This window comes from Corynebacterium bouchesdurhonense (assembly GCF_900078305.2).
GTDB lineage: Bacteria > Actinomycetota > Actinomycetes > Mycobacteriales > Mycobacteriaceae > Corynebacterium > Corynebacterium bouchesdurhonense.
Genome location: NZ_LT546025.1, coordinates 98,082 through 123,873 on the forward strand (window position 1 = coordinate 98,082; position 25,792 = coordinate 123,873).

At 69.2% G+C, this 25,792-nt stretch carries 23 protein-coding genes and 2 tRNA genes; 10 read left to right on the forward strand and 15 right to left on the reverse strand.

All coding sequences use genetic code 11. The features are described 5' to 3' along the window. Positions 1-160: 160 nt before the first annotated feature. The 3 genes from tig to BN4252_RS01730 form a co-directional block, all read right to left on the reverse strand. Complete coding sequence (gene tig / locus BN4252_RS01720) at positions 161-1,543, reverse strand: trigger factor (protein ID WP_066524600.1); 1,383 nt, start codon at positions 1,541-1,543, stop codon at positions 161-163. An 80-nt stretch (positions 1,544-1,623) separates the two neighbouring features. Then, a tRNA-Pro gene (locus tag BN4252_RS01725) sits at positions 1,624-1,697 on the reverse strand. 142 nt (positions 1,698-1,839) lie between these two features. After that, positions 1,840-1,914: transfer RNA gene (locus tag BN4252_RS01730), tRNA-Gly, on the reverse strand. Positions 1,915-2,044: 130 nt separating this feature from the next. Between BN4252_RS01730 and BN4252_RS01735 the strand changes: the two genes are divergently transcribed. The 4 genes from BN4252_RS01735 to BN4252_RS01750 all read left to right on the forward strand — a co-directional run bounded on the left by BN4252_RS01735 (position 2,045) and on the right by BN4252_RS01750 (position 6,075). Continuing rightward, positions 2,045-2,842 carry a hypothetical protein gene (locus BN4252_RS01735; RefSeq protein ID WP_066524601.1) on the forward strand — a complete coding sequence of 266 codons (798 nt, stop codon included), beginning with the start codon at positions 2,045-2,047 and terminating at the stop codon, positions 2,840-2,842. 116 nt (positions 2,843-2,958) lie between these two features. Beyond that, positions 2,959-3,738 carry an electron transfer flavoprotein subunit beta/FixA family protein gene (locus BN4252_RS01740; protein WP_066524603.1) on the forward strand — a complete coding sequence of 260 codons (780 nt, stop codon included), beginning with the start codon at positions 2,959-2,961 and terminating at the stop codon, positions 3,736-3,738. A 10-nt stretch (positions 3,739-3,748) separates the two neighbouring features. Beyond that, positions 3,749-4,702, forward strand: a complete 954-nt coding sequence (locus tag BN4252_RS01745; protein ID WP_066524605.1) for an electron transfer flavoprotein subunit alpha/FixB family protein — start codon at positions 3,749-3,751, stop codon at positions 4,700-4,702. A gap of 2 nt (positions 4,703-4,704) precedes the next feature. Beyond that, a complete protein-coding gene (locus BN4252_RS01750) occupies positions 4,705-6,075 on the forward strand; it encodes a cytochrome b/b6 domain-containing protein (protein WP_078056711.1) in 1,371 nt (456 codons plus the stop codon). A 34-nt stretch (positions 6,076-6,109) separates the two neighbouring features. Here the strand turns inward: BN4252_RS01750 and BN4252_RS01755 are convergent, their stop codons facing one another. Genes BN4252_RS01755 through BN4252_RS01770 form a run of 4 tightly spaced genes read right to left on the reverse strand, consistent with a single transcriptional unit; the run spans position 6,110 to position 10,880 of the window. Beyond that, positions 6,110-6,913: an N-formylglutamate amidohydrolase gene (locus BN4252_RS01755; RefSeq protein WP_066524608.1), complete on the reverse strand. Its 804-nt coding sequence runs from the start codon at positions 6,911-6,913 to the stop codon at positions 6,110-6,112. Between the two features lie 54 nt (positions 6,914-6,967). Continuing rightward, positions 6,968-8,737: a glycosyltransferase gene (locus BN4252_RS01760; RefSeq protein WP_066524609.1), complete on the reverse strand. Its 1,770-nt coding sequence runs from the start codon at positions 8,735-8,737 to the stop codon at positions 6,968-6,970. A 14-nt stretch (positions 8,738-8,751) separates the two neighbouring features. Continuing rightward, positions 8,752-9,891: a glycosyltransferase gene (locus BN4252_RS01765; protein ID WP_066524610.1), complete on the reverse strand. Its 1,140-nt coding sequence runs from the start codon at positions 9,889-9,891 to the stop codon at positions 8,752-8,754. Further along, the gene (locus tag BN4252_RS01770; protein WP_066524614.1) at positions 9,888-10,880 is read right to left on the reverse strand and encodes a glycosyltransferase; all 993 of its coding nucleotides are present in this window, start codon (positions 10,878-10,880) and stop codon (positions 9,888-9,890) included. The genes BN4252_RS01765 and BN4252_RS01770 overlap by 4 nt, the downstream gene beginning before the upstream one ends. A gap of 49 nt (positions 10,881-10,929) precedes the next feature. Here BN4252_RS01770 and BN4252_RS01775 point away from each other — a divergent pair, with 49 nt between their 5' ends. The 3 genes from BN4252_RS01775 to BN4252_RS11260 are packed head-to-tail and all read left to right on the forward strand — an operon-like array spanning position 10,930 to position 13,747. Then, positions 10,930-11,778, forward strand: coding sequence for a WcbI family polysaccharide biosynthesis putative acetyltransferase (locus BN4252_RS01775; protein WP_066524615.1), 849 nt, complete (start codon positions 10,930-10,932; stop codon positions 11,776-11,778). Next, positions 11,775-12,665, forward strand: coding sequence for a glycosyltransferase family protein (locus tag BN4252_RS11255; protein ID WP_066524618.1), 891 nt, complete (start codon positions 11,775-11,777; stop codon positions 12,663-12,665). Before BN4252_RS01775 ends, BN4252_RS11255 begins: the two co-directional genes overlap by 4 nt. Further along, positions 12,641-13,747, forward strand: a complete 1,107-nt coding sequence (locus tag BN4252_RS11260; protein WP_187370907.1) for a glycosyltransferase family 2 protein — start codon at positions 12,641-12,643, stop codon at positions 13,745-13,747. Before BN4252_RS11255 ends, BN4252_RS11260 begins: the two co-directional genes overlap by 25 nt. 17 nt (positions 13,748-13,764) lie before the next feature. Here the strand turns inward: BN4252_RS11260 and BN4252_RS01785 are convergent, their stop codons facing one another. Together BN4252_RS01785 and BN4252_RS01790 are read right to left on the reverse strand one after the other, a co-directional pair. Then, entirely contained in the window at positions 13,765-14,238 is a 474-nt protein-coding gene (locus tag BN4252_RS01785; protein WP_066524626.1) for a ribose-5-phosphate isomerase, read from the reverse strand. Between the two features lie 4 nt (positions 14,239-14,242). Further along, on the reverse strand, positions 14,243-14,860 hold the full coding sequence (locus tag BN4252_RS01790) for a mycothiol-dependent nitroreductase Rv2466c family protein (protein ID WP_066524770.1): 618 nt from the start codon (positions 14,858-14,860) through the stop codon (positions 14,243-14,245). Between the two features lie 43 nt (positions 14,861-14,903). Between BN4252_RS01790 and pepN the strand changes: the two genes are divergently transcribed. Beyond that, entirely contained in the window at positions 14,904-17,300 is a 2,397-nt protein-coding gene (pepN, locus tag BN4252_RS01795) for an aminopeptidase N (protein WP_066524627.1), read from the forward strand. A gap of 24 nt (positions 17,301-17,324) precedes the next feature. On the opposite strand, the gene BN4252_RS01800 is transcribed toward pepN, so the two are convergent. After that, positions 17,325-18,473 carry a cystathionine gamma-synthase gene (locus BN4252_RS01800; RefSeq protein WP_078056713.1) on the reverse strand — a complete coding sequence of 383 codons (1,149 nt, stop codon included), beginning with the start codon at positions 18,471-18,473 and terminating at the stop codon, positions 17,325-17,327. A 129-nt stretch (positions 18,474-18,602) separates the two neighbouring features. Here BN4252_RS01800 and BN4252_RS01805 point away from each other — a divergent pair, with 129 nt between their 5' ends. Both BN4252_RS01805 and BN4252_RS01810 read left to right on the forward strand, forming a co-directional pair. Beyond that, positions 18,603-19,625 (forward strand): mechanosensitive ion channel family protein, encoded by a 1,023-nt coding sequence (locus BN4252_RS01805; protein ID WP_078056714.1) that lies wholly within the window; start codon positions 18,603-18,605, stop codon positions 19,623-19,625. Further along, complete coding sequence (locus BN4252_RS01810; protein WP_066524630.1) at positions 19,597-20,025, forward strand: globin; 429 nt, start codon at positions 19,597-19,599, stop codon at positions 20,023-20,025. The genes BN4252_RS01805 and BN4252_RS01810 overlap by 29 nt, the downstream gene beginning before the upstream one ends. A 32-nt stretch (positions 20,026-20,057) precedes the next feature. Here BN4252_RS01810 and BN4252_RS01815 read toward each other — a convergent pair whose 3' ends face one another. The 5 genes from BN4252_RS01815 to BN4252_RS01835 all read right to left on the reverse strand — a co-directional run bounded on the left by BN4252_RS01815 (position 20,058) and on the right by BN4252_RS01835 (position 25,726). Then, positions 20,058-20,723, reverse strand: a complete 666-nt coding sequence (locus BN4252_RS01815) for a hypothetical protein (protein WP_066524631.1) — start codon at positions 20,721-20,723, stop codon at positions 20,058-20,060. Position 20,724: 1 nt separating this feature from the next. Then, positions 20,725-21,144, reverse strand: coding sequence for an acyl-CoA thioesterase (locus BN4252_RS01820; protein WP_066524632.1), 420 nt, complete (start codon positions 21,142-21,144; stop codon positions 20,725-20,727). A 37-nt stretch (positions 21,145-21,181) separates the two neighbouring features. Then, positions 21,182-22,852 carry an energy-dependent translational throttle protein EttA gene (gene ettA, locus BN4252_RS01825; RefSeq protein ID WP_066524635.1) on the reverse strand — a complete coding sequence of 557 codons (1,671 nt, stop codon included), beginning with the start codon at positions 22,850-22,852 and terminating at the stop codon, positions 21,182-21,184. Between the two features lie 86 nt (positions 22,853-22,938). Further along, positions 22,939-23,562, reverse strand: a complete 624-nt coding sequence (locus tag BN4252_RS01830) for a single-stranded DNA-binding protein (RefSeq protein ID WP_066524636.1) — start codon at positions 23,560-23,562, stop codon at positions 22,939-22,941. A 190-nt stretch (positions 23,563-23,752) separates the two neighbouring features. Beyond that, positions 23,753-25,726, reverse strand: a complete 1,974-nt coding sequence (locus BN4252_RS01835) for a bifunctional copper resistance protein CopD/cytochrome c oxidase assembly protein (RefSeq protein WP_066524638.1) — start codon at positions 25,724-25,726, stop codon at positions 23,753-23,755. Positions 25,727-25,792: the final 66 nt, after the last annotated feature.

Genomic DNA, 25,792 nt, shown 5'->3' on the forward strand with positions numbered 1-25,792 from the left:
GGTGCTCTGTGTAACGCCACCACCCTACCCGCGCATTTCCGGTGCACCCGGCTTGTTCGCTACCGGCGTACGGCGCTGTCCGAGTATTCGAGTGGAGGTGGCGCGCAAAAAGCCACCAGCGCCGCCGGGCGGCTGGTGGCCTGTCGCAGGAATCCGAGGGTTAGTTCTCCTCGGTCTCCTCGGTGGTCTCCACGGCCTCCACGGCCTCCGCATCGTCTTCCTCGATCTCGCCGAAGTACTCGTTCGGATCGATGGTGTTGCCGTCCTCGTCCTGCACGTTGGTGCGGGAGATCGCGGCGGCGAGCGCCTTGCCGCGGCGGACGTCGGAGAAGAGGTTGGCAATCTGGCCGGACTGCTGCAGCTGGGCCACGAACTGGTTCGGGTCCATGCCGTAGGACTGGGCGGTGAACAGAATGTGGTCGGTCAGCTCCTCCTGGGAGACCTCCGGCTGCTCCTGCTCGGCGACCGCGTCGAGGAACAGCTGGGTGCGCACGGACTCCTCGGCCTGCTCGCGGGAGTTCGCGTCGAACTCCTCGCGGGTGGTGCCCTGCGCCTCGAGCAGCTGGGCGAGCGCGTTCTCGTCGTGCGCCAGCTGGCCCAGGATCTGGTGGAGCTGGTTGTGCACCTGCTCGTCCACGATGGACTGCGGCAGCTCGAACTCGGACTCCGCGAGCGCCGCCTTGAGCACCTCGTCGCGGATGTCGGCGGCCTGCTGCGCCTTGAGGTTCTCCTCGAGCTGGGTCTTGGTGGACTCGCGCAGCTCCTCCACGGTGTCGAACTCGGAGGCAAGCTGCGCGAAGTCGTCGTCCAGCTCAGGCAGCGTGCGCTCCTTGGTCTGCTGGACGGTCACCTTCACGGTGGCCTCTTCGCCCTTGTGCTCACCGTGCTCGATGGTGGTGGTGAACTCGGCCTCCTCGCCCGTCTTCAGCCCCTTGATCGCCTTGTCCAAGCCCGTGATCAGGTCGTCGGAGCCCAGCTGGTAGGTCAGGCCCTCGGTCGAGGCGTCATCCAGCTTCTCGCCGTCAACCTCCGCGAGGATGTCGATGATGGCGAAGTCGTCCTTCTTCAGCTTGCGCTTCGTGTCCTTCAGCTCGCCGAAGCGGGAGCGCAGGTTGTCCAGCTCCTCCTCCACAGCCGCGTCGTCCACCTTGATGGCCGGGACGGTGACGGAGATCGCGGAGAAGTCCGGCACGGTGATCTCGGGGCGCACGTCGAGCTCGGCAGTGAACTCCACCACGTCGTTGTCCTCAATCTTGGTGATGTCGATCTCGGGCTGGCCGATCGGGTTCAGGTCGTTCTCCTGGAGGGCCTGCTCGTAGCGGGTCGGCAGCATGTCGTTGACCACCTGCTCGAGGATGGGGCCGCGCCCAAATCGTGCGTCGATAAGCTGGCGCGGGGCCTTACCGCGACGGAAACCGGGGATGGTGACCTGCTGCGCGATCACGCTGTAAGCCTGATCGATCTCCTTGCCCAGCTCGTCGAACGGGACGGAGACGTTCAGCTTGACCCGGGTGTCGCTGAGCTTCTCGACGTTAGTCTTCACGGATTACTCCTGTACTAGATCAGTGGATTGCAAGTCTGTTATGTGCAGCAAGCCCGCCTGTGCGGACGGGCTTGCCCTTGTCGGGGCGACAGGATTTGAACCTGCGACCCCCTGCTCCCAAAGCAGGTGCGCTACCAAGCTGCGCCACGCCCCGCGGACGGTTTCCCGCCGCGGCGTGAGCCGCTTCGCGCAACTCACGACGGCCAATTGTACCGGCCCCTCCACACACCGGCGATTGGGGTGCCATAAATGCAAAAGCCCGGTTCAGCAACCGCTGGAGCGCCGGAACCGGGGTATGGAGGGAATGACGGGAATCGAACCCGCGTCTTCAGCTTGGAAGGCTGAGGTATTAGCCACTATACGACATTCCCACAGCATCTGTGTATCTCTACGATCTCTATGCCTCATGGAATGGTAGCGCAGCCCGGTTCGTTGAACCAAACACGAACCCGCCGCGCCGCCGGCACCGAAAGCGGCCCCGCCCCTCAAGGAGTAGAGACCATGCTGACCCTGTTCATGTTGTTCGTGTTCCTCATCCCGCTGTTCGGCCTCATGCAGATGAGCAGCGGCCAGCGCGGCCCAACATACCCTGTCGGCGCAACACAACCACCGCGTCAATTGCGGCGCCAGGAGGAGCTTTCGCTTGACGACGCCATGGCTGACGCCAAGCGCTGGACCGACCGGCTCGGCTCGCAGGTGCTGAACCTCGACGGGACCGACCCGGCCTCGAAGCAGGCGATGGCCGACGCGTCCGAGCGCTTCACCGCCGCCTCCGCGGGCTTGGCGGACGCGCGCACCCCGAGGCAGGCGATGCTGGCCCGCGAATCGGCGCTGGAGGGACTGCACTACGTCAACGCGGCGCGGGAAATCATGGGCCTGCCCGCCGGCCCGCAGCTGCCCGAGCTGGAGGGCCAGCGCCAGGCCGGCCGGGTGACGGAGGAGCGCACCGTGCGCCAGGAGGACGGCACCGTGGTCACCGCCTCCCCGCGCGCCACGGCGCAGACGCCGCACTACTACCCCGGCGGCGCGGTGGCCGGCCGCCCGGTGCCCGCGGGCTGGTACTCGGTGGCCTGGTGGGCGCCGGCGATGATGACCGGCATGTGGGCCGCGAGCTCCATGATGCTGTATTCCTCGATGTTCGCCGGGATGGCGGGCGCCCCGTCTCCGGCGGCGTTCGAGGCAGGTGACTTGGGTGGGGACACTGGCGCGGACTTCGACGGGGGCGACTTCGGCGGGGGCGACTTCGGCGGCTTCGATGGGGGCGACTTCGGCGGCTTCGATTTCGGCTTCGACTTCTAGCCGGCTCCCCGCCCCGGTTTGGGCGTGGGTGCCGTGCGCTAAACTCGCAGCACAATAACGCCGAGTTACAACCCAGTCACAACCCAGTGACAACCCAGCGACCACAAGGAGCGCCCGTGCGCATTGCCGTGCTGATGAAAGAGGTCCCGGACACCTACAGCGACCGGGCCATGAACTTGGAGACGGGCCTGACCGACCGCACCGGCGACGTTGCGGCTGACGAGGTGTGCGAGCGCGCCGTCGAAGCTGCGCTGCGTATCGCCGAGAAGGCGGGCAAGGACACGACGCAGGTGGACGTCCTTTCCATCGGCCCGGCGTCCGCGGCCGACGCGGTGCGCCGCGGCATCGCCATGGGCGCGAACGAGGGCATTTTGCTTACCGACGACGCGTTGGCCGGCGCTGACCTCACCCTCACCGCAGAGGTGCTCGCCGCGCTGATCCGCCGCGGCGAGTACGACCTCGTCATCACCGGCGCCGAGTCATCGGACGGCGGCTCGGGCGTGATCGCACCCATGCTGGGCGAGCTGCTGGACTGGCCGGCGCTGACCAACCTCACCGATCTCGCGGTCGAGGGGGGCGTGGCCGAGGCGACGCAGGCGGGTGACGGGAGCGTCGTCAAGCTAAAAGCTCCCCTCCCCGCGGTTGCCGCGGTCTCGGACGAGTTCCCCGACGCGCGCTTCCCCAACTTCAAGGGCCTGATGGCGGCGAAGAAGCAGGAGCTGGACCACGTCACGCTGGCCGACCTGGGCATCGACGCGGCCGATTACGCGCGGCCGCGGGCGATCATGGTTGGCATCGAGCGCCGGCCGGCCCGCGAGCGCGGCGAAATCATCGACGCAGGTCCGGGCGCCGCAGCCGCGCTGGTGGACTTCCTCGACTCCCGCGGACTGGTGTAGGAGGCCAGCTATGCAACACACGATTCTTGTAGTGCTCGACACCGTCGACGGCGGCCTCACCCCCACCGCCGCGGAGCTGATCGGGGCGGCGGCTGCCGTGGGTGCGCCCGCGGTGGTCGCCTCGCGCGTCGATGACGCGGACGCGCTCGGCCAGCTCGGTGCGGCCCGTGTGCTCGTCGCCCCGGAGGGCGCGGACGCCGCGGATGCGGCCCAAGCCGCCTTCGACGAGCTCGGGCCGGACGCTGTGGTGTTCGCGCACACGATTGCCGGCCGCGATGCGGCGGCGCGCTTCGCGGTGCGCGTGGGCCGAGCATTGCTTACCGACGCCACCGGCATCCGCCGCGACGACCAAGGCATCATCACCGACCACTCCAACTACGGCGGGACCTACAGCGCCGTGGCCGCGGCGACGCACCTCGCGCCCGTGATCACCCTGCGCGTGGGCAGTGTCGAGGCCCGCGCCGAGGCCGTGCAACCCGAGGTCACTGAGCTGGCCGTGACGCCGTCCGGCAAGCGCGCCGCCGAGGTGGTGTCCGTGGAGCGCGTGGAGCGCGCCTCCTCGCGCCCGGACCTGCTCACCGCCGACAAGGTGGTGGCCGGCGGCGTGTCCCTCGGCAGCGACGACATGTTCGAGGAGCTCGTGGGCGGGCTCGCCGACGCGCTCGGCGCCGCGGTGGGCGCAACCCGCTCCGCCGTGGACGAGGGCCAGGTGCCCTACGAGGCGCAGATCGGCCAGACCGGCGTGTTGATCAGCCCCAAGCTGTACATCGGCGTGGGCATCTCCGGCGCCGTGCAGCACCTGGTGGGCATGCAGACCGCGGACACGATCGTGGCCATAAACACCGACGAGGACGCCCCGATCTTCGACATTGCGGACTTCGGCATCATCGGCGACATCTTCGACCTCGTGCCGGAGATCATCGCCGAGGTGGAGCGCCGCGCATCCGGGGAGGCTGAGCAGTAGGCATGCAGGTACCCGTGCGCCGCGGCCTTCCCCGCACCCCGGGCGGCGAGCCATGGCCGCCGGTCTCCACCGTCGACGTTCCGGGCCTCGTTCCGGGCCTCCGCCCGGCAACGACCCCCGCCCCGGCCGAACCAGGCGAGCTGACCGAGGTGCCCGTTCGCCGCGGCCTGCCCCGCTCCCCCGGCGGCGAGCCGTGGCCGCCCGTCAACAGCGTGCGCGTCACGCTGCCCGCGCGAGCGCAGGCGGATAACGCGGCGCCGGCCAAGGTCGCGGACGCCGAGGGGACCGCGGTACCGCTGCGCCGCGGGCTGCCGCGCAGCCCGGGCGGCGAGCCGTGGCCGCCGGTGGAGACCGCAACCGTCGCGCCCGGCGCACCGGAGCTGCGCGAGCGCGCCGAGGCGCCCGCGCCCGAACCCACGCCGCAACCCGAACCCGAGCCACGTCCGGCACCCGTGCCTGCACCCAAGGCTGCCGCGGCGGCGGAAGGGAGCGTCGACAAGCACGCTCCCACACGGCGTACCTGGCTGTGGCCCGCGGCTGCGGTGGCGGTGCTGGCGGTTGGCGTGCTGCTCTCGCGGTGGTTCCTGGGCACGCCAACGGGCGCGGACTTCGTGGAGCGCTACGACGGCACCCAGCCCCTGCCCGCGGACGCGCCGACCGGCTTCCCCGCGTGGCTGGGGTGGGCGCACTTCTTCAACATGTTCCTGATGGCCCTGATTGTGAAGACGGGCTGGCAGGTGCGCAAAGAGACGAAGGCCCCCGCGTACTGGGCGCCGAAGTCCGCACCGCGCGCAAAGATCTCGCTCACGCAGTGGACACACCTGGTGCTCGACGCGGCGTGGATCGCGCTCGGCGCGGTGTTCTACGTGCTGCTGTTCACCACCGGGCAGTGGGTGCGGATCGTGCCCACGAGCTGGGAAACCGTGCCCAACGCCGTCTCCGCGGGGTTGCAGTACCTCTCGCTGGACTGGCCGGAGGAGGACCCGTGGCTGCACTACAACGCCCTGCAGGAGCTGAGCTACTTCGCGGTTGTGTTCATCGCGGCGCCGCTGGCAATCCTCTCCGGGTGGCGCATGAGCCCGCTGTGGCCGAAGGGCTGGACCGGGGTGCCGATGAAGGCCGCGCGCCGAGTCCACTTCTCGGTCATGGTGTTCTTCGTGCTGTTCCTCGTCGTGCACATCACCCTCGTGCTGCTCACGGGCGTGCGCGGGAACCTCAACGCGATGTTCGCGATGCGCCAGGACCCGGCCGGGTGGACGGGCGTGATCATCTTCCTCGGCGCGGCGCTCGCCACCGTCGCCGGCTGGTTCGCGGTGCGGCCGCTGGTGGTCGCCCCGGTGGCGGGCAAGTTCGGCAGCGTCAGCCAGCGCTAGCGCGTTTAAGCGCCAAACGGTCGAACGCGGGCGCCTACAGCGGGCGGCCGACCTCTAAACCGGCGATCCGCTCGGCCTCGCGCAGCACCTCGGCGAGGGCTGCGGCCACGCGGCCGGCGGTGTCGCTGCCCTCCTCCAGCAGGTCGTCGCGGACCTCGAACATGATGCCCAGCACGCGCGCGTTGTTCTCGTAGGCCTCCGGCACATACACGCCGGTGAACGGAGTGTTTCGCTCCACGTGGAAGCCGGCCTCGGTGAAGATGCGCGCGGCCGCGTCGGTGAGCACCGCCGGGGAGTGGACGGAGTGGGTGCCGATGCACACGTCCGGCAGCAGTTTGCCTGCGTGGATGCGGTACTCCTCGGGCTGGTCGGCATACGAGTGCACGTCCACGATCACGGTCGCGCCGAGGGCCTCGAGGCGCTGGCGCACAACCTCGCCCACCGCGTCGTCGTAGGGGAAGAAGTACTTCGCCTTCAGGTCGGCCGGGTCGAAGCCGGCGGGGCGCAGCACGCCGCCGTCGCTCAGCCGGGTGTACACCGCGCCGCGCCCGGACGCCTCCATGGACGCGCGCTGGTTGTAGAACCGGCCCGGGTCCGCCACCAGCCGCGACACCTCGTTGCGCAGCAGCCAGGCGCGCTCGCCCGCCTCCCCGCGGGCGGCCTCCGCCAGCGCCCCCGTGCCTTTATCGGTGACCTTGTCCAGCTCGGCGGCGACCTCCTCCGGCGTGGCCACAAAGTCCGCGGCCACGTCGTCGGGGATGAAGCGTGAGTCGTGCGGCACGTGCAGGATCACGGGGCAGTCGGCGGCCCCGGCGGTGACGTTGAGGATGTCGCTCATACCCAGGAATGCTAGGGCGCGCGGCTGGGTTGCGCTCGGCGAGTGAGGGGTGAGCTAGGGGGCGGTGCGTTGGTAGGTGCCGTCGATAAGCGCAATAGCCCCTTGCTCCTCGAACGCGTCGAGCCACCCCTGCATCGGCCACTCGCCCCACTTGTCGCGGAAGCGCGCGGCGTTGCGCAGGATGTCGTCGAGGTGCTCGACCGGCGGCGAACTCACCGGGTGCCACTGGTGGAACGCGTGCGCGCCGCCGACCCACAACAGGGCGACACCGTGCTCGCGCAGCTGGCGCGCGAAGTCCGTGTCCTCGCCGCCGTAGCCGGAGAAGCCCTCGTCGAAGCCGCCGAACTCCGCCTCGATGCGCCGCCAAGTATCGGCCGTTAGCGCGAAGGACAGGGACCAGAAGAGGTTGTAGTCCTGCGCCGGCACCACCTCGCCCGGCGCGGGGTTCGGCCGCGCGGGGTGCGGGTCGGGCCGCACGGTGCGCAGCTCGCCGGGGCGCATGTACGTCACGGGGCCCGCCACCACCGCGTCGGGGTGGCGCTCGAGGGCCCGCATGTAGTGGCTGATCAGGTCGCCCGAGGCCACGCAGTCCGCGTCGAGGAAGATGATGATCTCTGCGCCGCGCTCGATCGCGGTCCGCGCGGCGAGGTTGCGGGCGGCTGCGAGGTTGCGGTTCGGGGCATTGTGCTTGACGACGTCACTCTTCGGCACCGCCTTCCCTATCTCCTCGGCGTCAGCCAGGGCGACGGTGATGTGGTGCGTGCCCTCCGGCAGGAGGTTGACCTGGTGTGTCAGGTGGGTTTTGCGGTTCGCGTCGGCGAGGGTGACTACGGCGACCTTGGGTTGGGCGGGGTCCGAGGCCACGTCCGCGATCACCTCGGCGGCCCGGCGCGCCGCCCCGCGCGTCTGCCAGCGCGACCAGTCCGCCTCCAGGGCGCGGGCCTGGTCGAGCAGCGCCGGCCACTGCGCCGCGGGCGGAAAACCGTCCGGCACCACGGCAAGGCCGGCGTCGCGTAAGGTGGCCGCGTTGGTCTTCTGCTCAATGAAGGGCCGCGGCTGCGGCAGCAGGACCGCGGGCGCGCCGGTGACGGCGATGTCCGCGATGGAGTTCTGCCCGCCCGCGGTGACCACCACGCCCGCGGACTGGAGGAGCTCGGTCGGGTCCTCCACCCGGTTCTCACCGGTTAGGTGGGTGAAGCGGTAGCCGGGGCAGGCGGCCTCCACGGCGTCCCAATCGGAAGGTTCCCAGGTGGAGCCGCCCTTGCCCGCCATCACCACCACGTGGCGCGGGTCGCGCTCCACCCCGGGTTTGGGCGTGAGGCGGGAGATGCCGCCGACGGCGTGGAGCCGATCCGCGTGGGCCTGCAGGTACTCGGGCACGGGCACCCAGTCGGGCCAGGCGGCGATGATGGCGTCCGCCTGGGCGTAGGCCAGCTGGTGGGGGGCGTCGTCGCGCAGCCCGGGCATTGCCAGCGTAACTATGGGCACGCCCATCAATCGGATGAACGCACCCACCTCCACGGAGACGTCCACGTAGAAGGCGTCCGGCGCGTTGTCCGCCACCCACCGGGCGATCACGGCGAAGCGTTCTCGCAGCCCCGCGTTGCCGTAGGGGGCGTAGTGCAGCGTGCCCCCCGCGGTCATTGCGCGGCCGTAGTGGCCGTGGCCCGCGTCGTCGGGCAGCGCAACGTCGGCGTCGGGTGCCGTGGACAGGATTGTCGCGCGGTGGCCCAGGCGCTCGAGCTCCCGCTGGATCTCCCTGCACCGCTGGATGTGGCCCGCGCCGTGGTGGTGGGCGTAGATGCCGATGACGTGCTGCGCCAAAGTGTGTGGCCTCCCTAGAGATGCGGCGACGCGGCGCGGTGGGCGTCCCGCACCTGCGCGTAGAGGTGGACATAATTGCGGGCGGTCTGCGTGAGGGAGTGGTGGTCCACCACCCATTGCCGCACAGCGGCCCGGTCGATGTGCCGCGCCGCCTTGATGGCCTCGGCGAGGGCCGCCGTGTCGTCCGGCGGCGCGAGGGCGGCCGGCGCACTGTGCAGCAGCTCGCCAAGCCCGCCGCGCTCAAACGCGGCCACCGGCGTGCCGCAGGCCATGGCTTCGAAGGCCACGAGGCCGAAGGGCTCCTCCCACCGCGGGCTAACCACGGCCACGGAGCAGTGCGCCACCAGCCGGCGCAGCTCGGCGTGGGACATCTCCCCTAGCCACGTGGCCTGGCCCGCGGCCAGGCGCGGCTCAATCTCCTCGCGCACGTAGTGGTGGTCTCCGTTGCGCCCCGCCAGCACCAGTTCGATGCCCGCCTCGCGGGCGGCGTCCATGGCCATGTGCGCGCCCTTTTCGGGCACGAGGCGGCCGAACCACACCGCCTGCTCGCCGCCGGGGCCGGGGCGCCACTTGGACACGTTGACGCCGTTGGGAATCACCGCGGTCCGGCCGGGCAGGCTCCAATCGCACGCGGTGGTGTGGCTGACCGCGGCGAAGCGGCCGGCGCGGGGGCCGGCGGCGGTGATGGCGGCCTGAATCTCCTCCACCTGCGGGGTGTGCAGGGTGGTCACCATCGGCAGCGGCTCCGGGCTGTGCGCGCCCGGGAAGATGTAGGGGTTGAGGCTGTTGTTGTGCACCACGTCGTAGCCCCGCTCCACCAGCAAGCGGCGAAGCCGGATAAAGGCGCGGTCCTCCCGCTCCTTCCCGCCCTCGGGGTAGGTGGTGTCGGTGGCGTCCTCGAGCGAGTCGCCCCAGTCCACGCCGGGCAGCTCGAAGCCCTTATCGTTGCCGTCGGAGCCCTGTGCCGCAAAGAAGTCCACCTCGTGGCCCTGGGCGCGAAGGGCGTGGACCATGGTGTGGCAGAAGGCCTCGAGCCCCCCGGCGTACGGCTCCCGCACCGGGTAGCGGGCCGGCCCGATGAACGCGATGCGCAGCTTCTGCACCGGCGCGCGGCGGCCCGCCGCGGTGGTGCAGGGCGTGGAAGTGATCGTCATCGGCGTCCGCGTCCTCCTTCCAAAGCCAAGCCAGCATAGATTGCCCGGTGCACCTCGCACACCCGTTCGAGCTGTGCCGCGCGGTCCACCGCCAGGGGCACCTCGCCGCCGGCGAGCAGCGCAGCGGCCGCCTCGCCCGCGGATTCTCCGTTGCCAGCACGGTACTCCGCCACGGCGGCAGGCGTGTCCGCTTGACCCGCGTAGCACCCCACATCCGGGACGGCCACGCTGGTTGCCTGGTCGCGGCACATTTCCAGCCAGCCCGAGTGGGTACCCCGGGTGTAGGGGAGGATGCACACCCCGGCGCTCGCCACCGCCGCGTGCAGCTCGGGGTCGCCCATCGGTTCGTGCACGCGCAGGCGCAGGTCCGCGCCCTGCAAAGCCTCGCGCAGCGCGCGGGTCGCCTCCACGTCGTGCACGTAGACGTCCAGCGGCACGCCGGCCGCGGCATCCAGGTAGAACTGCGGGTCCGCGACAACGTTGCCGCGCAGGGATTTCAGAAAGACGGCGGCGCGGCCGCTCTTGGGTGCGTCGATAGGCAATGCGATGCGCGGGTGCGGGACCACAACCGGCTCGGCCACCCCGAAGCGGTGCCGCAAGACCTCGGCCGCGCACTCGGTGAGCGTGAGAACCGCGGCGGCCGCGTCAACGAGGATCTGCAGGCGCTCGTGGTGCTCGCGCTGGTCCGACAGGTGGGGATTGTCTATGTCGTGCACCGTCACTACCAGCGGCACCGGCAGCGCTTCCACCAGTTCCCGGATCTCGGCCGGGGAGAAGTGCTCGAAGCCGAAGTGCACGTGCATCGCATCGGGCCGGTCGGCGGGGTCGAGCTGCTCCCAGTACCGTGCGGTGAGCGCCGGGTGCGGCCACCAGTTGCCGTCGATGTCCGGGTCCGGCAGGTACTCCACACCGGCGGGCCGCACGGCCTGCGTGTACGGGTGTTCTGCCGGGATTGCCAGGATCTTCACGGCGCGCTGCTCGGACTGCACCCCATTAATATAATCTTTTTCGCATCGTTCGGTTTTCTCAGGAGTGCCTATGCCCACGCTGACCGTTGTCGGCAACTGCCAGGCGGAATCGACGCGCCGCCTGCTCATGTCCACCGGCGCCTTCGAGTCGGAGCGCATCAAACCCGTGCACGAGATCGAGCCGGAGGACCTCGGCTGGTTCACGGACCTGCTCGCGCGCACGGACGTGCTGGTCACGCAGCCGATCCGCAATGACTACCGCGGCGTGCCCGTCGGCACCGCCCAAATGCTGCCGCACCTCCCCCGCGGCGCGAAGCACGTGGTGGTGCCGGTGCTGCGCTTCGACGGCCTGATGCCGTACCAGGCCATCATCCGCAACCCGGCGGACACCTCGGAGAACCCGCCGGTGGTGCCGTACCATGACCTGCGCATTCTCGCGGCCGCCGCACGCGGGCTTGACGCCCCGGTTGAAGCCCACCCGGAAGCGGAGGCGCTGGCGCGCGCGGCGGCGATGTCGGTGGCGCAGATCCGCACCCGCGAGCGGGCTCACGGCGCGGTGGCCATCTCCGACTTCCTCGAAACCACCCCCGTATGGCACACCGTGAACCACCCGGACAACGCCACCCTCGGCGTGCTGGCACAGCGGATCTTGGACGCCCTGGGCATCGATGCGCACCCGCAGCTGCCGGATTACGAGATGCTGGGCCAGCTCGATGCCCCGGTGGACCCGGAGGCGGCCGCCGCCCTCGGCGTCGAGGTGCCGGGCCGCGGGCAGTGGCGCGACCGCACCACCGGCCCCATCGACGAGGCGGACATCGCGAGCGCCCAGTTGGAGCACTACCGCGCCCGCCCGGGGCTGGTCGAGCACGGGCTGACCCGCCACGCCGAGCGCCTGGCCAACCTAGGGTTGATGCCGTGAAGCACCTGATTGTCGGCCCCGACGGCCACGGCGTGACCGAGTACGCCCTGCAGCTCGCGCGCGCGACCGGCGCCGACGTCATCCGCGAGGAGGCGTTCACGGACCGCGAGCTGCCGGACGAGGCGGTCCACGTTGCGTTCACCGACCACCTATTTGGTGCGGGCCCCGCGGAGGCCGCGGACTTGCTGCTCTCGCGCGTGGGTCGGCGCCCGCTCTCGGTGAGTTTCCACGACGTTCCCCAGCCCGAGGAGGGGCACGATCGCTACGAGAGGCGGGCTGTTGCTTATCGACGCCTCCATGAGCACGCCGCAATCTCCGCCACCAACTCCGACCACGAGGCGCGGTTCTTCGGCGCTACGCGCGTGATCCGGCTGCCGGTGCCCGCGATCGACGCCCCCTTCGCCCCCGAGCCGGGCACCGTTGGGGTGCTGGGCTTCATCTACCCCGGCAAGGGCCACGAGGAGCTGATCCGTGCGCTCCAGGGCTCGGGGCGGCGGCTGCGCTTCCTCGGCTCCGTCTCCCCCGGCCACGAGGCGTGGGCCCGCGAGCTGGCCGCGCACGCGGAGATCACCGGCTGGCTCACCGACGACGAGCTGGCCCAGGAGATGGGGCGCATCGAGGTGCCCGTGTGCGCCCACCGGCACTTCTCCGCCTCCGGGTCGCTGATGACGTGGCTGGGCGCTGGCCGGAACGTCTTGGCCACGGATTCGGACTACACCCGCGAGATCGACGCGTGGTTGCCCGGGCGCATCACCCGTGTGGCGGGCGGCGCGTGGCGCGGCGCGGTGGAGGCCTTCGAGCCGCAGGGTACGGCACCGCCCGCGGACGGGGGGGCCGAGGGGGCGCAGGAATGGGAGGACGCATGGCGTTCAGCTGGCCTTCTGTGAGCGTGGTGATCCCGCACTACAACTCGCACGAGTCGCTCGAGCGCGTGGTGCGGGCCGTGCGCGCCCAGGATTATGCGGGCGACGTTGAGATCGTGGTCGCCGACGACGGCTCAGAGCACCTGCCCCAGATCGCCGGCGTGCGGCTGGTGCGGCAGGAGGACGTGGGGTTCCGAGCGGCCGCGGCCCGCAACCTCGGCGCCGGCGCGGCGGGCGGCGAAGTGCTCGCCTTCCTGGACGCGGACACGGTGCCGGAGCCGGGGTACCTCTCGGCGGTGGTGCCGCACATCATGGGCGACGAGCGCGCCGTGGTGGTGGGCACGCGCCTCACCGGAGCGGCGCGCGAAGAGCCGCAGTGGCTGCAAGACGCGTGGGAACGCACCGACCACCTGCGCGCGGCGGACCACACGTCGTGGCGCTACATCATCTCCGCGGTTGTAAGCTGCTCCGCGGCGTTTTTCAAACGCGCAGGCGGCTTCGACGGCTCCTTCGTCGGCTACGGCGGCGAGGACTGGGAGTTCGGGTGGCGCGCATGGAACGCCGGCGCGACGTTCGTGCACGAGCCGGGCGCAGTGGCGGTGCACCCCGAGGAGGACTTCGGCGGGCGCTTCGCTGATCCCGCCGAGGCCGTGCGGGGGAAGAACGCCGAGACGCCCGCGCTGGCGCAGCGCATCAGCCACCCGCTGGCGCGCCCGGAGCACGTGCTGTTCCCCGACTTCGACATCGCCGTGACCGTCCCGCCGCTCGACGGCGAGGGCGTGATGGAGTTCGTCATCTCCGAGTGGGTGAAAGTCGGCGCGTACGTCCAGGTTGCGCAGGTGCCGAACCTGTTCGCCGCCGACCCGCGGGTGGGCAGCGGCGAGGTGCGCGCCCGCGTGTCCGTCGCCGTCGGCGCCGGCTGGGCGCCGCAGGACTTGGACGCGCTGTTGGCGTGCGAGTACGTCCTGTGCCCCGACGGGACGATGGTCCGCACGGCGCGGGCCGCAGCGCTCGGGCTCGAGCCGGTGACCGCCTCCCCCGAATCGGTGGGCCTGACCCCGGTCAGCGGCCCGCTCCAGCTCGAGCGGTACTTCGCGGGCTGGTAGCTGCCCGCGCCCGCCGGCTACTGCTGCGGCAGCTCCGGTGCCTGCCCGGTCGCCTCGTACTCGGCCAGGATGTCAATGCGGCGCTGGTGGCGCTCCTCGCCGCTCCAAGGCTGGGACACGAACGCGTCCACGATCGCCAGCGCCTCCTCCTCGGTGTGCATGCGGCCGCCGATGCCGATGAGCTGGGCGTTGTTGTGCTCGCGCGCCAGCTTCGCCGTCTCCACCGACCACGCGAGGGCGCAGCGGGCGCCCTTCACCTTGTTCGCGGCAATCTGCTCGCCGTTGCCCGAGCCGCCGAGCACGATGCCCAAAGAGCCCGGGTCGTCCACGGTGGCCTGCGCGGCGGCGATGCAGTACGCCGGGTAGTCATCCGCCGCGTCGTACTCGTGGGCACCGCAGTCGGTCACCTCGAAGCCGCGTGCCTCGAGGTGCGCCTTGATCTGGTTCTTCCGCTCGAATCCGGCGTGGTCTGCTCCAAGGTAAATACGCATGCGGCTAGCGTACCTGCGGGTCCTCGGTGCGCGTGCGCTTGAGTTCAAAGAAGTAGTCGTAGGAGGCGAGCTCCACGGCTGCGTCGAAAAGCTTGCCCGCTTCCTCCCCCTCCGGCACGCGCGTGATCACCGGCCCGAAGAAGGCGTGGCCCTCGAGCTTGAGCACCGGGGTGCCAACTTCGTCGCCCACCGCGTCGATGGCCTGCTGGTGGTAGCCGCGCAGCAAATCGTCATCGTCCGAGGTGTTGGCCACCTCGGCGAAGGAGGCAGGCAGGCCAACCTCGGCGAGCGCCTCGGCGATGATGGCGTCGTACGCGCCGTAGCCCTTCTTGCCGCCCTGGCCCTCCGCGTGGACCTTGGTGCCCATCACGGTGTAAAGCTCGTCGATCTTCTCCGGGGCCTCCTGCTTCACCTTGGCAAACACTCGTGCCGGGCCCCAGTTGGCCTCCATCATCTGCGCGTAATCGGCGGGCAGGTCGCGGCCGTCGTTCAAGACCGCGAGGGACATCGGGGTCCATTCGATGTCCACGTCGCGGACCTTCTCCACCTCCTTCATCCAGCGGGAGGTCTGCCACGCAAACGGGCAGGAAACGTCGAAGTAAAAGGTTACTTTTTCAGCCATGGTGCCCACGATAGAGGAATTGCCCGCATGTAAGTTGGGGCCCATGAAGACGAACCTCGCACGTACAGACGCGCGGCACCGCGCGGACCTTATCTCCAACGTCCACTACACCATCGAGGTGGACGTCACGGGCGCGGAGCAGTTCACGTCCCGCAGCACCGTCACCTTCGAATCCAAGGAGGGCGACACCTTCTTCGACCTGGTGGCAGACGAGTTCTCCGCCACCCTGGACGGGGACGCGCTGAAGGGCCGCGAGCTGCGCCTCTCCGCCGGCCGTCACGAGCTCGTCGTGGACGCGACCATCACCTACAACCGCACCGGCGAGGGCCTGCACAAGTTCACCGACCCGGTGGACGGCAAGGACTACCTTTACACCCAGTTCGAGCCTGCGATGGCGATGAAGGTGTTCGCCGGGTTCGACCAGCCGGACCTGAAGGCCACCTACACCATCCGCGTCACCGCGCCGGAGCGCTACACCGTGGTGCTCAACGAGGCCGCAACGCGCGAGGGAAACACGTGGTCAACCCGCATTGATTACCCGCTGTCCACCTACCTCATAGCGATCGTGGCCGGCGAGTACGAGCGCATCGGCGACACATATGAGGCGGGCGACGGCCGCGTGATCGACTTGGGCCTCTACGCCCGCGCCTCGCTCATCGAGCACATGGACGCGGAGCGCATCTTCCGTCAGACCAAGGACGGCTTCGACTTCTACCACGCGCACTTCGGCCGCACCTACCCGTTCGGGGACAAGTACGACCAGATCTTCTGCCCCGAGTACAACATGGGCGCGATGGAGCACGTCGGGGCGGTGACGTACCGCGACGAGTACGTGTTCACCTCGGAGCCCACGCCGTACCGCCTCGAGCGCCGCAATGACACGATCCTGCACGAGATGGCGCACATGTGGTTCGGGGACCTGGTGACCATGCAGTGGTGGGACGACCTGTGGCTCAACGAGTCCTTCGCCACCTGGTCCGCCGCCACCGCGCAGACCGGCATCGGGGAGTACGCGGACGCGTGGACCACGTTCGCCGCGGTGGAGAAGGCCTGGGCTTACAGCCAGGACCAGCTGCCCACCACGCACCCGATCGCCGCCGACGCCCCGGACATTGAGACCGCGGAGCAGAACTTCGACGGCATCACGTACGCCAAGGGCGCCTCCGTGCTGAAGCAGCTGCAGGCCTACGTGGGCTACGAGGAGTTCTTTGCCGGCGTGCGACGGCACTTTGACAACCACGCGTACGGCAACGCCACCTTCGCCGACCTCCTGCACGCGCTCGAGGAGGCGTCCGGCCGCGACCTGTCCGATTGGGCCGAGCAGTGGCTGCGCACCACGGGTGTCTCGCGGCTGCGGCCGGAGATCGGCGAGGAGTTCGTAGTGGTGCAGGAGTCCGACGTTGTGCGCACGCACCGCGTGGGCATCGGGCTGTATTCGCTTGTCGACGGCACCTTGCAGCGCACCCACCACGTCCGCACCGACATCACCGGTGAGCGCACCGTGGTCCCCGAGCTCGCCGGGGTGGAGCACGACCTCGCCCTGGTCAACGACGAAGACCTCACCTACTGCAAGATGGGCCTGACCGGGGAGCACCAGCGCTTCGCGCTCGAGCACCTGGGCCAAATCGAGGATTCCCTGGCGCGCACCCTGGTGTGGTCGAGCCTGTGGGAGGCCGTGCGCGACGGCCTCCTGCCGGCCCGCGAGTTCGTCCGCCTCGTGGCGCGCCTCGCCCCCGCGGAGACCCACCCGAGCGTGCAGGAGCGCCTCCTCGCCCAGGCCACCCTGGCGGTGCGCCAGTACGTCGACCCGGCGTGGCGCGGCGAAGGCATGGACCTTTTGAACAACGCCTTCCGCGGCGCGCAGCCGGCGGCGATCTTCGACCGCGCGCTCGCACGCCTCACCCCCACCGAGGAAACCGTGGGCTACCTCAAGGGTCTGCTCGAGACGAGCGAGAACCAGGAGGTGCGCTGGCTCGCCTTGACCAGCCTGGTCGCGGCGGGTGCGCTACCGGTGCAGGCCGCCGACGAGGAGCAGGACGACACCTCCGAGGGCCGCATCTCGCGCTTGCGGGTGCGCGCGGTGGCGGACAAGCGCTGGGCGTGGGACAAGCTGGTCAACGAGGATCTGACCAACCTAGAGGCTCGCTACCTCATGGACGGCCTCACCTTCACCGACGAGGGGCTCGAGGGACTTGCCGACGAGTACTTCCGCGTCGCGCCCGCCCTGTGGGACCGCCTGACCAACGAGATGGCGCAGCGCACCCTCGAGGGTATGTACCCGGGGTGGGAGGTTGATGAAGGGAGCGTCGACAAGGCAAACGCGCTGTTGAACAGCGACGCTCCCGCGGGCCTGAAGCGCGTGGTGGCCGAGGGGCAGGACCGCGCGGCGCGGGCCGTGCGCAACCGCCAGGTGGACGCTACAGCTGCTGCAGTGCAGTAACGGCCTTGAGCCGCGGGGCCTCTGCTACAGGCGGGAAAGTGCCTGGCGCAGGTCAGCGATCAGGTCCTCCTCGTCCTCGATGCCGACGGAAATGCGCACCAGCTCCGCGGGCACCTCCAGCGCCGAGCCCGCCACGCTCACGTGCGTCATGGACGCCGGGTGCTCAACCAGGCTCTCCACCCCTCCGAGGGACTCGGCGAGGCAGAAGAGGTTGGTGGAGAGGCAGAACTTCTTCGCCTGCGCCTCCGTCTCGAACAGCACGGACACCATGCCGCCGAAGCGCCGCATCTGGCGCTTGGCCACCTCGTGGCCCGGGTGATCGGGCAGCCCGGGGTAGCACACCTTGACCACCACGTCCTGCTCCTGCAAGAACGCGGCCACGGCCTCGGCGTTGTCGCAGTGGCGCTCCATGCGCACCGGCAGCGTCTTCAAGCCGCGCGCGGTGAGGTAGGTGTCGAACGGGGACGGGATCGCGCCCACCCAGCCGAAGAAGAAGCGCAGCTGCTCATGCAGCTCCGGGTCGTTACCGCACACCACGCCGCCGACCACGTCGGAGTGGCCGCCGATGTACTTGGTGGTGGAGTGCACCACAATGTCGGCGCCGAGCGTGAACGGCTGCTGCAGGTACGGCGAGGCGAAGGTGTTGTCCACCACCAGCTTCGCGCCGCCCTTGACCTTGGACAGCGCCTCGATGTCCGCGATGTCCAGCAGCGGGTTGGTCGGGCTTTCCACCCACACCACCTTGGTGTTGTCTTGAATTGCCGCGGCCACGGCGTCCACGTCCGTCATGTCCACCACGGTGTTCTCAATGCCCCATTGGGTGAACACCTGCTGGATCAGGCGGTAGGTGCCGCCGTAGGCGTCGTTGCTCACCACCACGTGGTCGCCCGGGCGCAGAAGGGCGCGCAGCACGGTGTCCACCGCGGCCATGCCCGAGGCGAAGGCCACCGCGTAGTCCGAGCCCTCGAGCGCGGCAACGGTCTTCTCCAGCGCGGTGACCGTCGGGTTGCCAACGCGGGTGTACTCGTAGCCGCCGCGCAGCTTGGCCAGGCCGTCCTGCGCGAAGGTGGTGGAGGCGTAGATCGGGGTGTTGATCGGCCCGTACAGGTTGTCCGGCTCGTAGCCGGCGTGGATCGCGGCGGTGGAGGTTGCTCGGTTCGGGCCGATAGTCACGGTTACACCTTTCGTCGAAAAAGCGGGCGCGCGGGCGCGCACGGTCGGTTGGGTCGAATCCTAAACCACAAACTAGACCAAGCTGTCCGTTCTGTCCGACTTTTATGCACCGCGTAAACTATTGGCCCGATGAGCACTATGTACAGAATCCTCGCGCAGGGCGCCGTGGGCGATGCCGCCGCCGACGCAACCCAAAAGGTCGACACCGCGGTGAGCGACGTCACCAGCTGGTGGAACGACCCCTCCACCCGAGACGCGTTTGTCGAGCGGCCCCTGAAGATCCTCCTGATCCTCATCGTGGCGCTGGTGCTGGACCGGCTCGCCGCCCACCTGATCCGCCGCGCGGCCCAGCGCGGCATCGACAACCCACCCGGCCTGCTTGGACGCGAGGTGGACAACACTCCGCAGTCCCGCGCCCAGGAGAATCGCCGCCAGCAGCGGATGCGCACGCTGGCGAACGTGGGGCGCTCCGTAGCCGCCATCATCATCTGGACATGGGCGGTGTTGGCCGTCCTGGACCAATTGGACGTGAACGTCGCGCCGCTGATCGCCTCCGCCGGTGTGGTGGGCGTGGCCATCGGTTTCGGCGCCCAGTCCCTCGTCAAAGACTTCTTCAGTGGCGTCTTCATCCTGCTGGAGAACCAGTACGGCGTGGGCGACACCATCGAGGTCAACGACGTGGTGGGCACCGTCGAGGAGATGACCCTGCGCATGACCACGCTGCGCGACATGGACGGCGCGCTGTGGTACATCCGCAACGGCGACATTGACAAGGTGGGCAACCACTCCATCCAATACTCCGTGGCCCGCCTGCAGATCCCGGTTTCCGTGATGGCGAATCCGGACAAGGTCAACGCGGTGATCGAGAAAGCCGCCCTAGCCGCCGCGAAGGACCCGGAGATCCGCGGCATGATCATGGAGGCCCCGCAGATGCTCGGCCCCTCCGACTTCAACCCCAACTACGTCTCCTTCCGCCTCACGGTGAAGACGATGCCGGGCGAGCAGTGGGCCGTGGCCCGCCACATGCACCACCGCATCCTGGCGGAGCTGCACCGCGGCAACGTGGTGCTCGCCCCCATGGATTCGGTACTGGTTGAGTTCGCCAACAAGAAAGGATCCCAAGATGGACATCACGCCGATTCCGCGCAGTAGCGAGCCGGAGCATTCGCTTTTCGACGCACTCGGGGGAGACACCTTCTTCCGCCCCCTGGTCGCCCGCTTCTACGCCCAGGTCAAGGAGGACGACCTCATCGGCCCCATGTACCCGGACCAAGACTGGGAGGGCGCCGAGAACCGGCTGCGCTGGTTCTTGGAGCAGTACTGGGGCGGGCCGCGCACCTACCAGGAGCAGCGCGGCAACCCGATGCTGCGCCGCCGCCACCTCCCCTTCCCCATCGGCGAGGCGGAGGCGGACCGCTGGCTCGAGCTGATGGGCCGCTCCCTCGATCAGTTCAGCGAGGAGCAGCTGCCGCCCGCCTACCGCGCCCAGCTGTGGAACCACATGCAGCGCGTGGCCTACATGATGATCAACCAGGGCCCCCGCGCCCTCTAACCCGGCTAGACCGGCTAGACCGGCTAGACCGGCTAGAACAGCAGCCCGAGGCCGCTATTGCGGTAGACGGAGCCGAAGGGCGCGTCAAGGCGCACCCACCGGCCCCGGGTGGACACGCGCAGGTGCCGGGGCACCCCGGCGGACGCCTCGAAGCCGGGGATCAGGCCCAGCGACGTGCACGCGAACACCATGCGCATGGGGATGTCCACGGGATCCCCGGACTCGGTGTCGGCCGTAATCACCGTGGAATCCAGCAGCGAGCGAGGCGGGCCGGCGGGGCCGGAGAACTGGCGGGCGAGGGCGCGGCCCTCATCGGCGAGACGGCTGGCCACGCCGACCGGGATGGTGTCGCGCTCGGTGAACCCGCCGGCCGGCGGCAGGGCGCCGGGCCAGGACGCGTCGCTCGCGGGCCCGACCTCGAGGCGTACGGGCTCCCCCGGTTCCGCAGGCGCAAGCGCGCCAGTGGCCTCCATAGCGTCGAGCAGGGTCTTGGCGCGAACGGCGGCGCCGTCGCGCGCCGCCCGCCCGCGCACCCGGCGGGCGGCGAGGCAGTCGAAGGGGGTGGTCACAAACACGTCGAGCGCGCCTTCGCCCACGGCCTGCCACCGCGCGGAGGCATCCGCGTCGAGCGCGGCGGCGCGTCGGAGGAGGGTGGTGAGGCCCCCCGTGCCGTCGCCAAGCAAAAGCTCCTCGGCCACGTTACTGCGCCACCGTTTGGGAGAGGATCCCGATCTCCTTCTGGGTGATCTCGCGCGGCGAGGTGGTGGTGTTGTCCACCGCCACCTGCACGCACTCGACCGTGCAGCACACCCGGCCCTGGGAATCCTTAATCTCCTGGCGGGTGGTGAAGGAGGTGTTGCCCACGCGCGCCACCTGCGTCTCCACCGACACCGCCGTGGTGTTGGGCAGAATCGGGCGAACGTAGTCCGCCTCGAGGCGGCGCACGAAGACCACAAACTCGTGGCCCTGGGAGTAGAAGAACTCCTGGGCGAACGCGAGCCGCGCTTCCTGGGCCAGCTCAATGTACGCCGAGTTGGTCACGTGCCCGTAGCGGTCGAAGTCGCCCCAGCGAAGGGGGATCTCGTGCACGTGCACGTTGCTTGCCCCGCTGCTCGGCATGCGGCCTGCTACACCCTGGTCAGCCATGCGCCCAACCCTACCGGGTCAGCTTGCGGTGCGTCACGCGGGAAGGCTTCGCGGCCTCCTCGCCGAGGCGCTCGACCTTGTTGCGCTCGTAGTCGCCGAAGTTGCCCTCGAACCAGAACCACTGGCCCTCCTCCACGTTGCCCTCCCAGGCAAGGATGTGGGTGCAGGTGCGATCCAGGAACCAGCGGTCGTGCGAGATCACCACGGCGCAGCCCGGGAAGTTCTGCAGCGCGTTCTCCAGCGAGCCGAGCGTCTCCACGTCCAGGTCGTTGGTGGGCTCATCGAGGAGGATGAGGTTACCGCCCTGCTTCAGGGTCAGCGCCAGGTTGAGGCGGTTGCGCTCGCCACCGGAGAGCACCTTGGACGGCTTCTGCTGGTCCGGGCCCTTGAAGCCGAACGCCGAGAGGTACGCGCGGGACGGCATCTCGTTCTGGCCCACGTGGATGTAGTCGAGCCCGTCGGAGACGACCTCCCAGACCGTCTTCTCCGGGTCGATGTTCTCGCGGTTCTGGTCCACGTACGAGATCTTCACGGTCTCGCCGACCTCCACAGAGCCGTCGTCCGGGTCCTCGAAGCCCACGATGGTCTTGAACAGGGTCGACTTGCCCACGCCGTTGGGGCCGATCACGCCCACGATGCCGTTGCGCGGCAGAGTGAACGAGAGGTCCTTGATCAGCACGCGGCCGTCGAAGCCCTTGTCCAGGTTCTCCACCTCGACCACCTTGTTGCCCAGGCGCGGCGGGGTGGGGATCTGGATCTCCTCGAAGTCGAGCTTGCGGTACTGCTCGGCCTCGGCAGCCATCTCCTCGTAGCGCTCCAGGCGGGCCTTGTTCTTGGCCCGGCGGGCCCTCGGCGAGGAGCGCACCCACTCCAGCTCGTTCTTGAGCCGCTTCTGCAGCTTCTGGTCCTTCTTGCCGGCCACCTCGAGGCGCTCGGCCTTCTTCTCCAGGTAGGTGGAGTAGTTGCCCTCGTACGGGTAGAGCTTGCCGCGGTCCACCTCGCAGATCCACTCGGCGACGTTGTCCAGGAAGTAGCGGTCGTGGGTCACAGCCAGCACGGCGCCCGGGTAGGACTGCAGGTGCTTCTCCAGCCACAGGACGCTCTCCGCGTCGAGGTGGTTGGTGGGCTCGTCAAGCAGGAGGAGGTCCGGCTCGGAGAGGAGGAGCTTCGCAAGCGCTACTCGACGCCGCTCGCCACCGGAAAGGTTGGTCACCGGCGCATCGGACGGCGGGCAGCGCAGCGCCTCCATGGCCTGCTCGATCTTGGAATCAACCTCCCAGGCGTCCGCCGCGTCGAGCTCTTCCTGGAGCTTGCCCATCTCCTCCATCAGCTCGTCGGAGTAGTTGGTGGCCATCTCCTCGGCAATCTCCTCGAAGCGCTGCTTCTTCTCGAAGATCTCGCCGAGCCCCTCCTCCACGTTGCCGCGGACGGTCTTCTCCTCGTTCAGCGGCGGCTCCTGGAGGAGGATGCCCACCGTGGCGCCCGGCTGGAGGAAGGCCTCGCCGTTGTTCGGCTGGTCGATGCCCGCCATGATCTTCAGCAGCGACGACTTACCCGCGCCGTTCGGGCCCACAACGCCGATCTTGGCGCCGGGGTAGAAGGCCATGGTGACGTTGTCCAAAATGACCTTGTCACCGATGGCCCTGCGAACATTCTTCATCGTGTAGATGAACTCAGCCACGTGGATTCCCCTTGGTAAAAAGCGTGAAAATTCACTCCACAGGGTACATCACGGGCAAAGCGCCCACCTACCGCCGGTTTGTCCCGCTAAAACGGCATCTCCTCCCCCGACCCGGCGTCCGCGGCCTGGTCATCGAAGGACAGGTCGCCGCCCCCGCCGGCGCCCACGAGCACCGGCTCGCGCTCCTCGCGCTCCTCGCGCTGCTCGAGCTGCGCGGCCCGCGCCACCCCGTCCTCGGCGCTGAGGCGGTGCTCGGAGCCGTAGAGCTCGCTGGCACTTCGCACAGCCATTTCCTCGCTGCCGGGCAAGGTGTTGGTGACGTTGGTGGTTTTCACCGAGTTGACCTGGAAGTTGGACAGGTTGAAGCCCACCTGCGTGGCCTTCAGCTTGATCTTGGAGCGCAGGATCGGCTCGCCGGTTTCGCTGCGGTCTTCCCAGGTCTCGGTAACCAGCTTGCCGCTGACAGTCACGGGGAAGCCCTTGCGCAGGGAGACGGCGGTGTTGTCCGCCAGCGCGCCCCAGCACTCCACGTCGATGTAGAGCTGGTCCACATCCTGCCAGATGGGCTGGCCGTTGGGAGTGGTCTTGTCGGTGCGGCGGCGGCCGGAGGCGGCCACGCGGAACTTGGTCAGCTGATGGCCGGGGGTGTTGGTGTAGTGACTCGGGTTTTCAACGAGGTTGCCTTGGACAGAAACGAACGTGGTTGCCATGGGTGGTCCCTTCGGATTGCGGTTCGGGTGGTGTGGGTGTGGCGTTGCGAGGGGGCGTCGATAAGCAGTGCACAAAACCCCTAAACGCAACACCTGAACCTTCGCACGAAACCTGCGCTATGGGAAGGGCCGGCGAAATAGCCCTGTGGATAGAGGGAAACTTATCCACAGGTTATTGAAAATGCGCAGCTCACTTGCGGTTGTACTGCGCCAGCATCTCGTTGTAGCGGCGCCACTCCTCGTCGTCCGTCTCCTCCGCGCGGCGATCCGAATCCCGCGAATCAGCGCGGTCCTCCCGCAACCAATCCCGAAAGAGCACGCCGAAGACGATCACCAGCGGGAAAGAGCCTGACGCCCAGCCGATGCCGCCGCCCACCTTCTGGTCCGCCAAGAGGTCCGGATTCCACGGCAGCTCGAGCGAGCGGTAGAAATCCTCCGCAGCGATCACGTTGAGCTGCATCAGGTACACGCCCATGAACAGGTGGATCGGCATGGAGACCCACAGCCACGCCAGGCGCACCTTGGCGCTGGAGCGGTGCGGCAGCTCGTCCGGGCCGATCAGCTCCCAGAAGTAGAAGTAGCCGGAGACCATGAAGATGCCGTTCATGATCACGTGGCCGGCGTGCTCCGAGATCATCAGCTCGTACAGGGGCAGGAACACGTACATGACGTAGAAGAGGACGATGAACTGCGCCAGGTTCACCGGCGGGAAGGTGACGACGCGGACGAACCGCGAGTGCTGGAAGCTCTCCGCCCACAGCCGCGGGTTGAACTCGCCGGCCGGGTACGCCTCGCGCACGAGCGTCAACGGGGCGCCGAGCACGAGGAAGACGGGCACAACCATGGACAGCACCATGTGCACCGTCATGTGCGCGGAGTACGAAGCGGCCATGTGCATACCCAGCCGCGAACTGAGGGTGACCACTACCGTGCCGCAGCCCGCCAACCACCACGCCGTGCGCGAGGCCTGCCACCCGGGCACCCGGCGCGCCAGGTGGAGGTAGTAGGCGGCCAAGAGCAGCGCGATGACGCTGTAGAGCAGCTCCGGACGCCACAGGGTGAGCCAGTTGGCGGGCGTGAGCGGCTCGGTGAGGGCGTAGCCCAGCTTCACTTCCATGGCGCTCAGGTCAGTCACCCGCGGGGGCGGCGGCGGGGTGCGGCCCAGGGTGGCGGCCAGGCCCGTCACCGCCGCCATCACGGCGATCTCCACCGCCGCGAGGCGCCGGAACGCCCGCGGGTCGGTGGCCAGGCGGGGGATGGTGGCGCGGCGGTGCGCGTAGCCCATCGCGCCGAGCACGAGCAGGCCGACAAACTTGGCCATCAGCACCCAGCCGTAGTGGTACTGGGCAAGCTCACTGATTCGGATGCGGATCGCGGCGTTGACCACGCCCGAGACGGCCATCACCGCGAAGGCGAACAGCGCCACCGCGGAGTAGCGGCGTACCGCGGCCTCGAGCCCGGGGCCGAGCCGGCGCCCGTGTGCGAGTAGCGCCATGAGCGCGCCCACCCACACCAGGGCGAACACGAGGTGCCAGATGTAAGAGTTGGTGCCGTAGTCGTGGTTGCCGCCCGCGGCGGAGTGCCCGGTCAGCGCAACCGGCATCACCATGGCCACGGCGCCGAGCAGGAGCGCCACCTGCGGCCACCAGTGCGTTGCCACGCGCCCGCCAACGGCCACCACCGCCGCGACCCCCGCCACGATCAGCCACACTTGGGCCTCCTGCACCTGCTCCACGGCGGTGGACCAGGCGGCGGCCTGGAAGAAGACGGAGGAAAGCGGCTGGCCGGAGACGTCGGAAAGCACGAGCGGGATCATCACCAGGCCGATCAGCGCCACGCCAGCGGCCGCCGATGCCCCCGTGCGCGACGCGATGTGCCCGTCCACGCTCAAGGCCGCCCCGTTCAAGTCCCGCCCTTCCTGGCGCGGCGGGATGAGGAACGCGCTGAAGAGGAACGAGCCGACGGTCAGCGCGGCAAGCATCCACGCGGCGCCGCGCAGCGCGGGCAGCCCGAAGGTGGTGGGCCAACCCGGATCCGGGATGCCCAGCGCGGCCAGCGACTCCCCCGCCATCGCCTGCGATACCGCGCCGGCCACCACCGCCGCCACAAGCACCGCCGCCAGGTAGAACGGCCACGCCGCCTTCGCTGCCCGCATTTTTGCCATGCGCCCGATCCTACGTTCGGCAGTTTGCGGCTCCTAACCGGCCGTGCGATAGAATGCGGTGCGTTG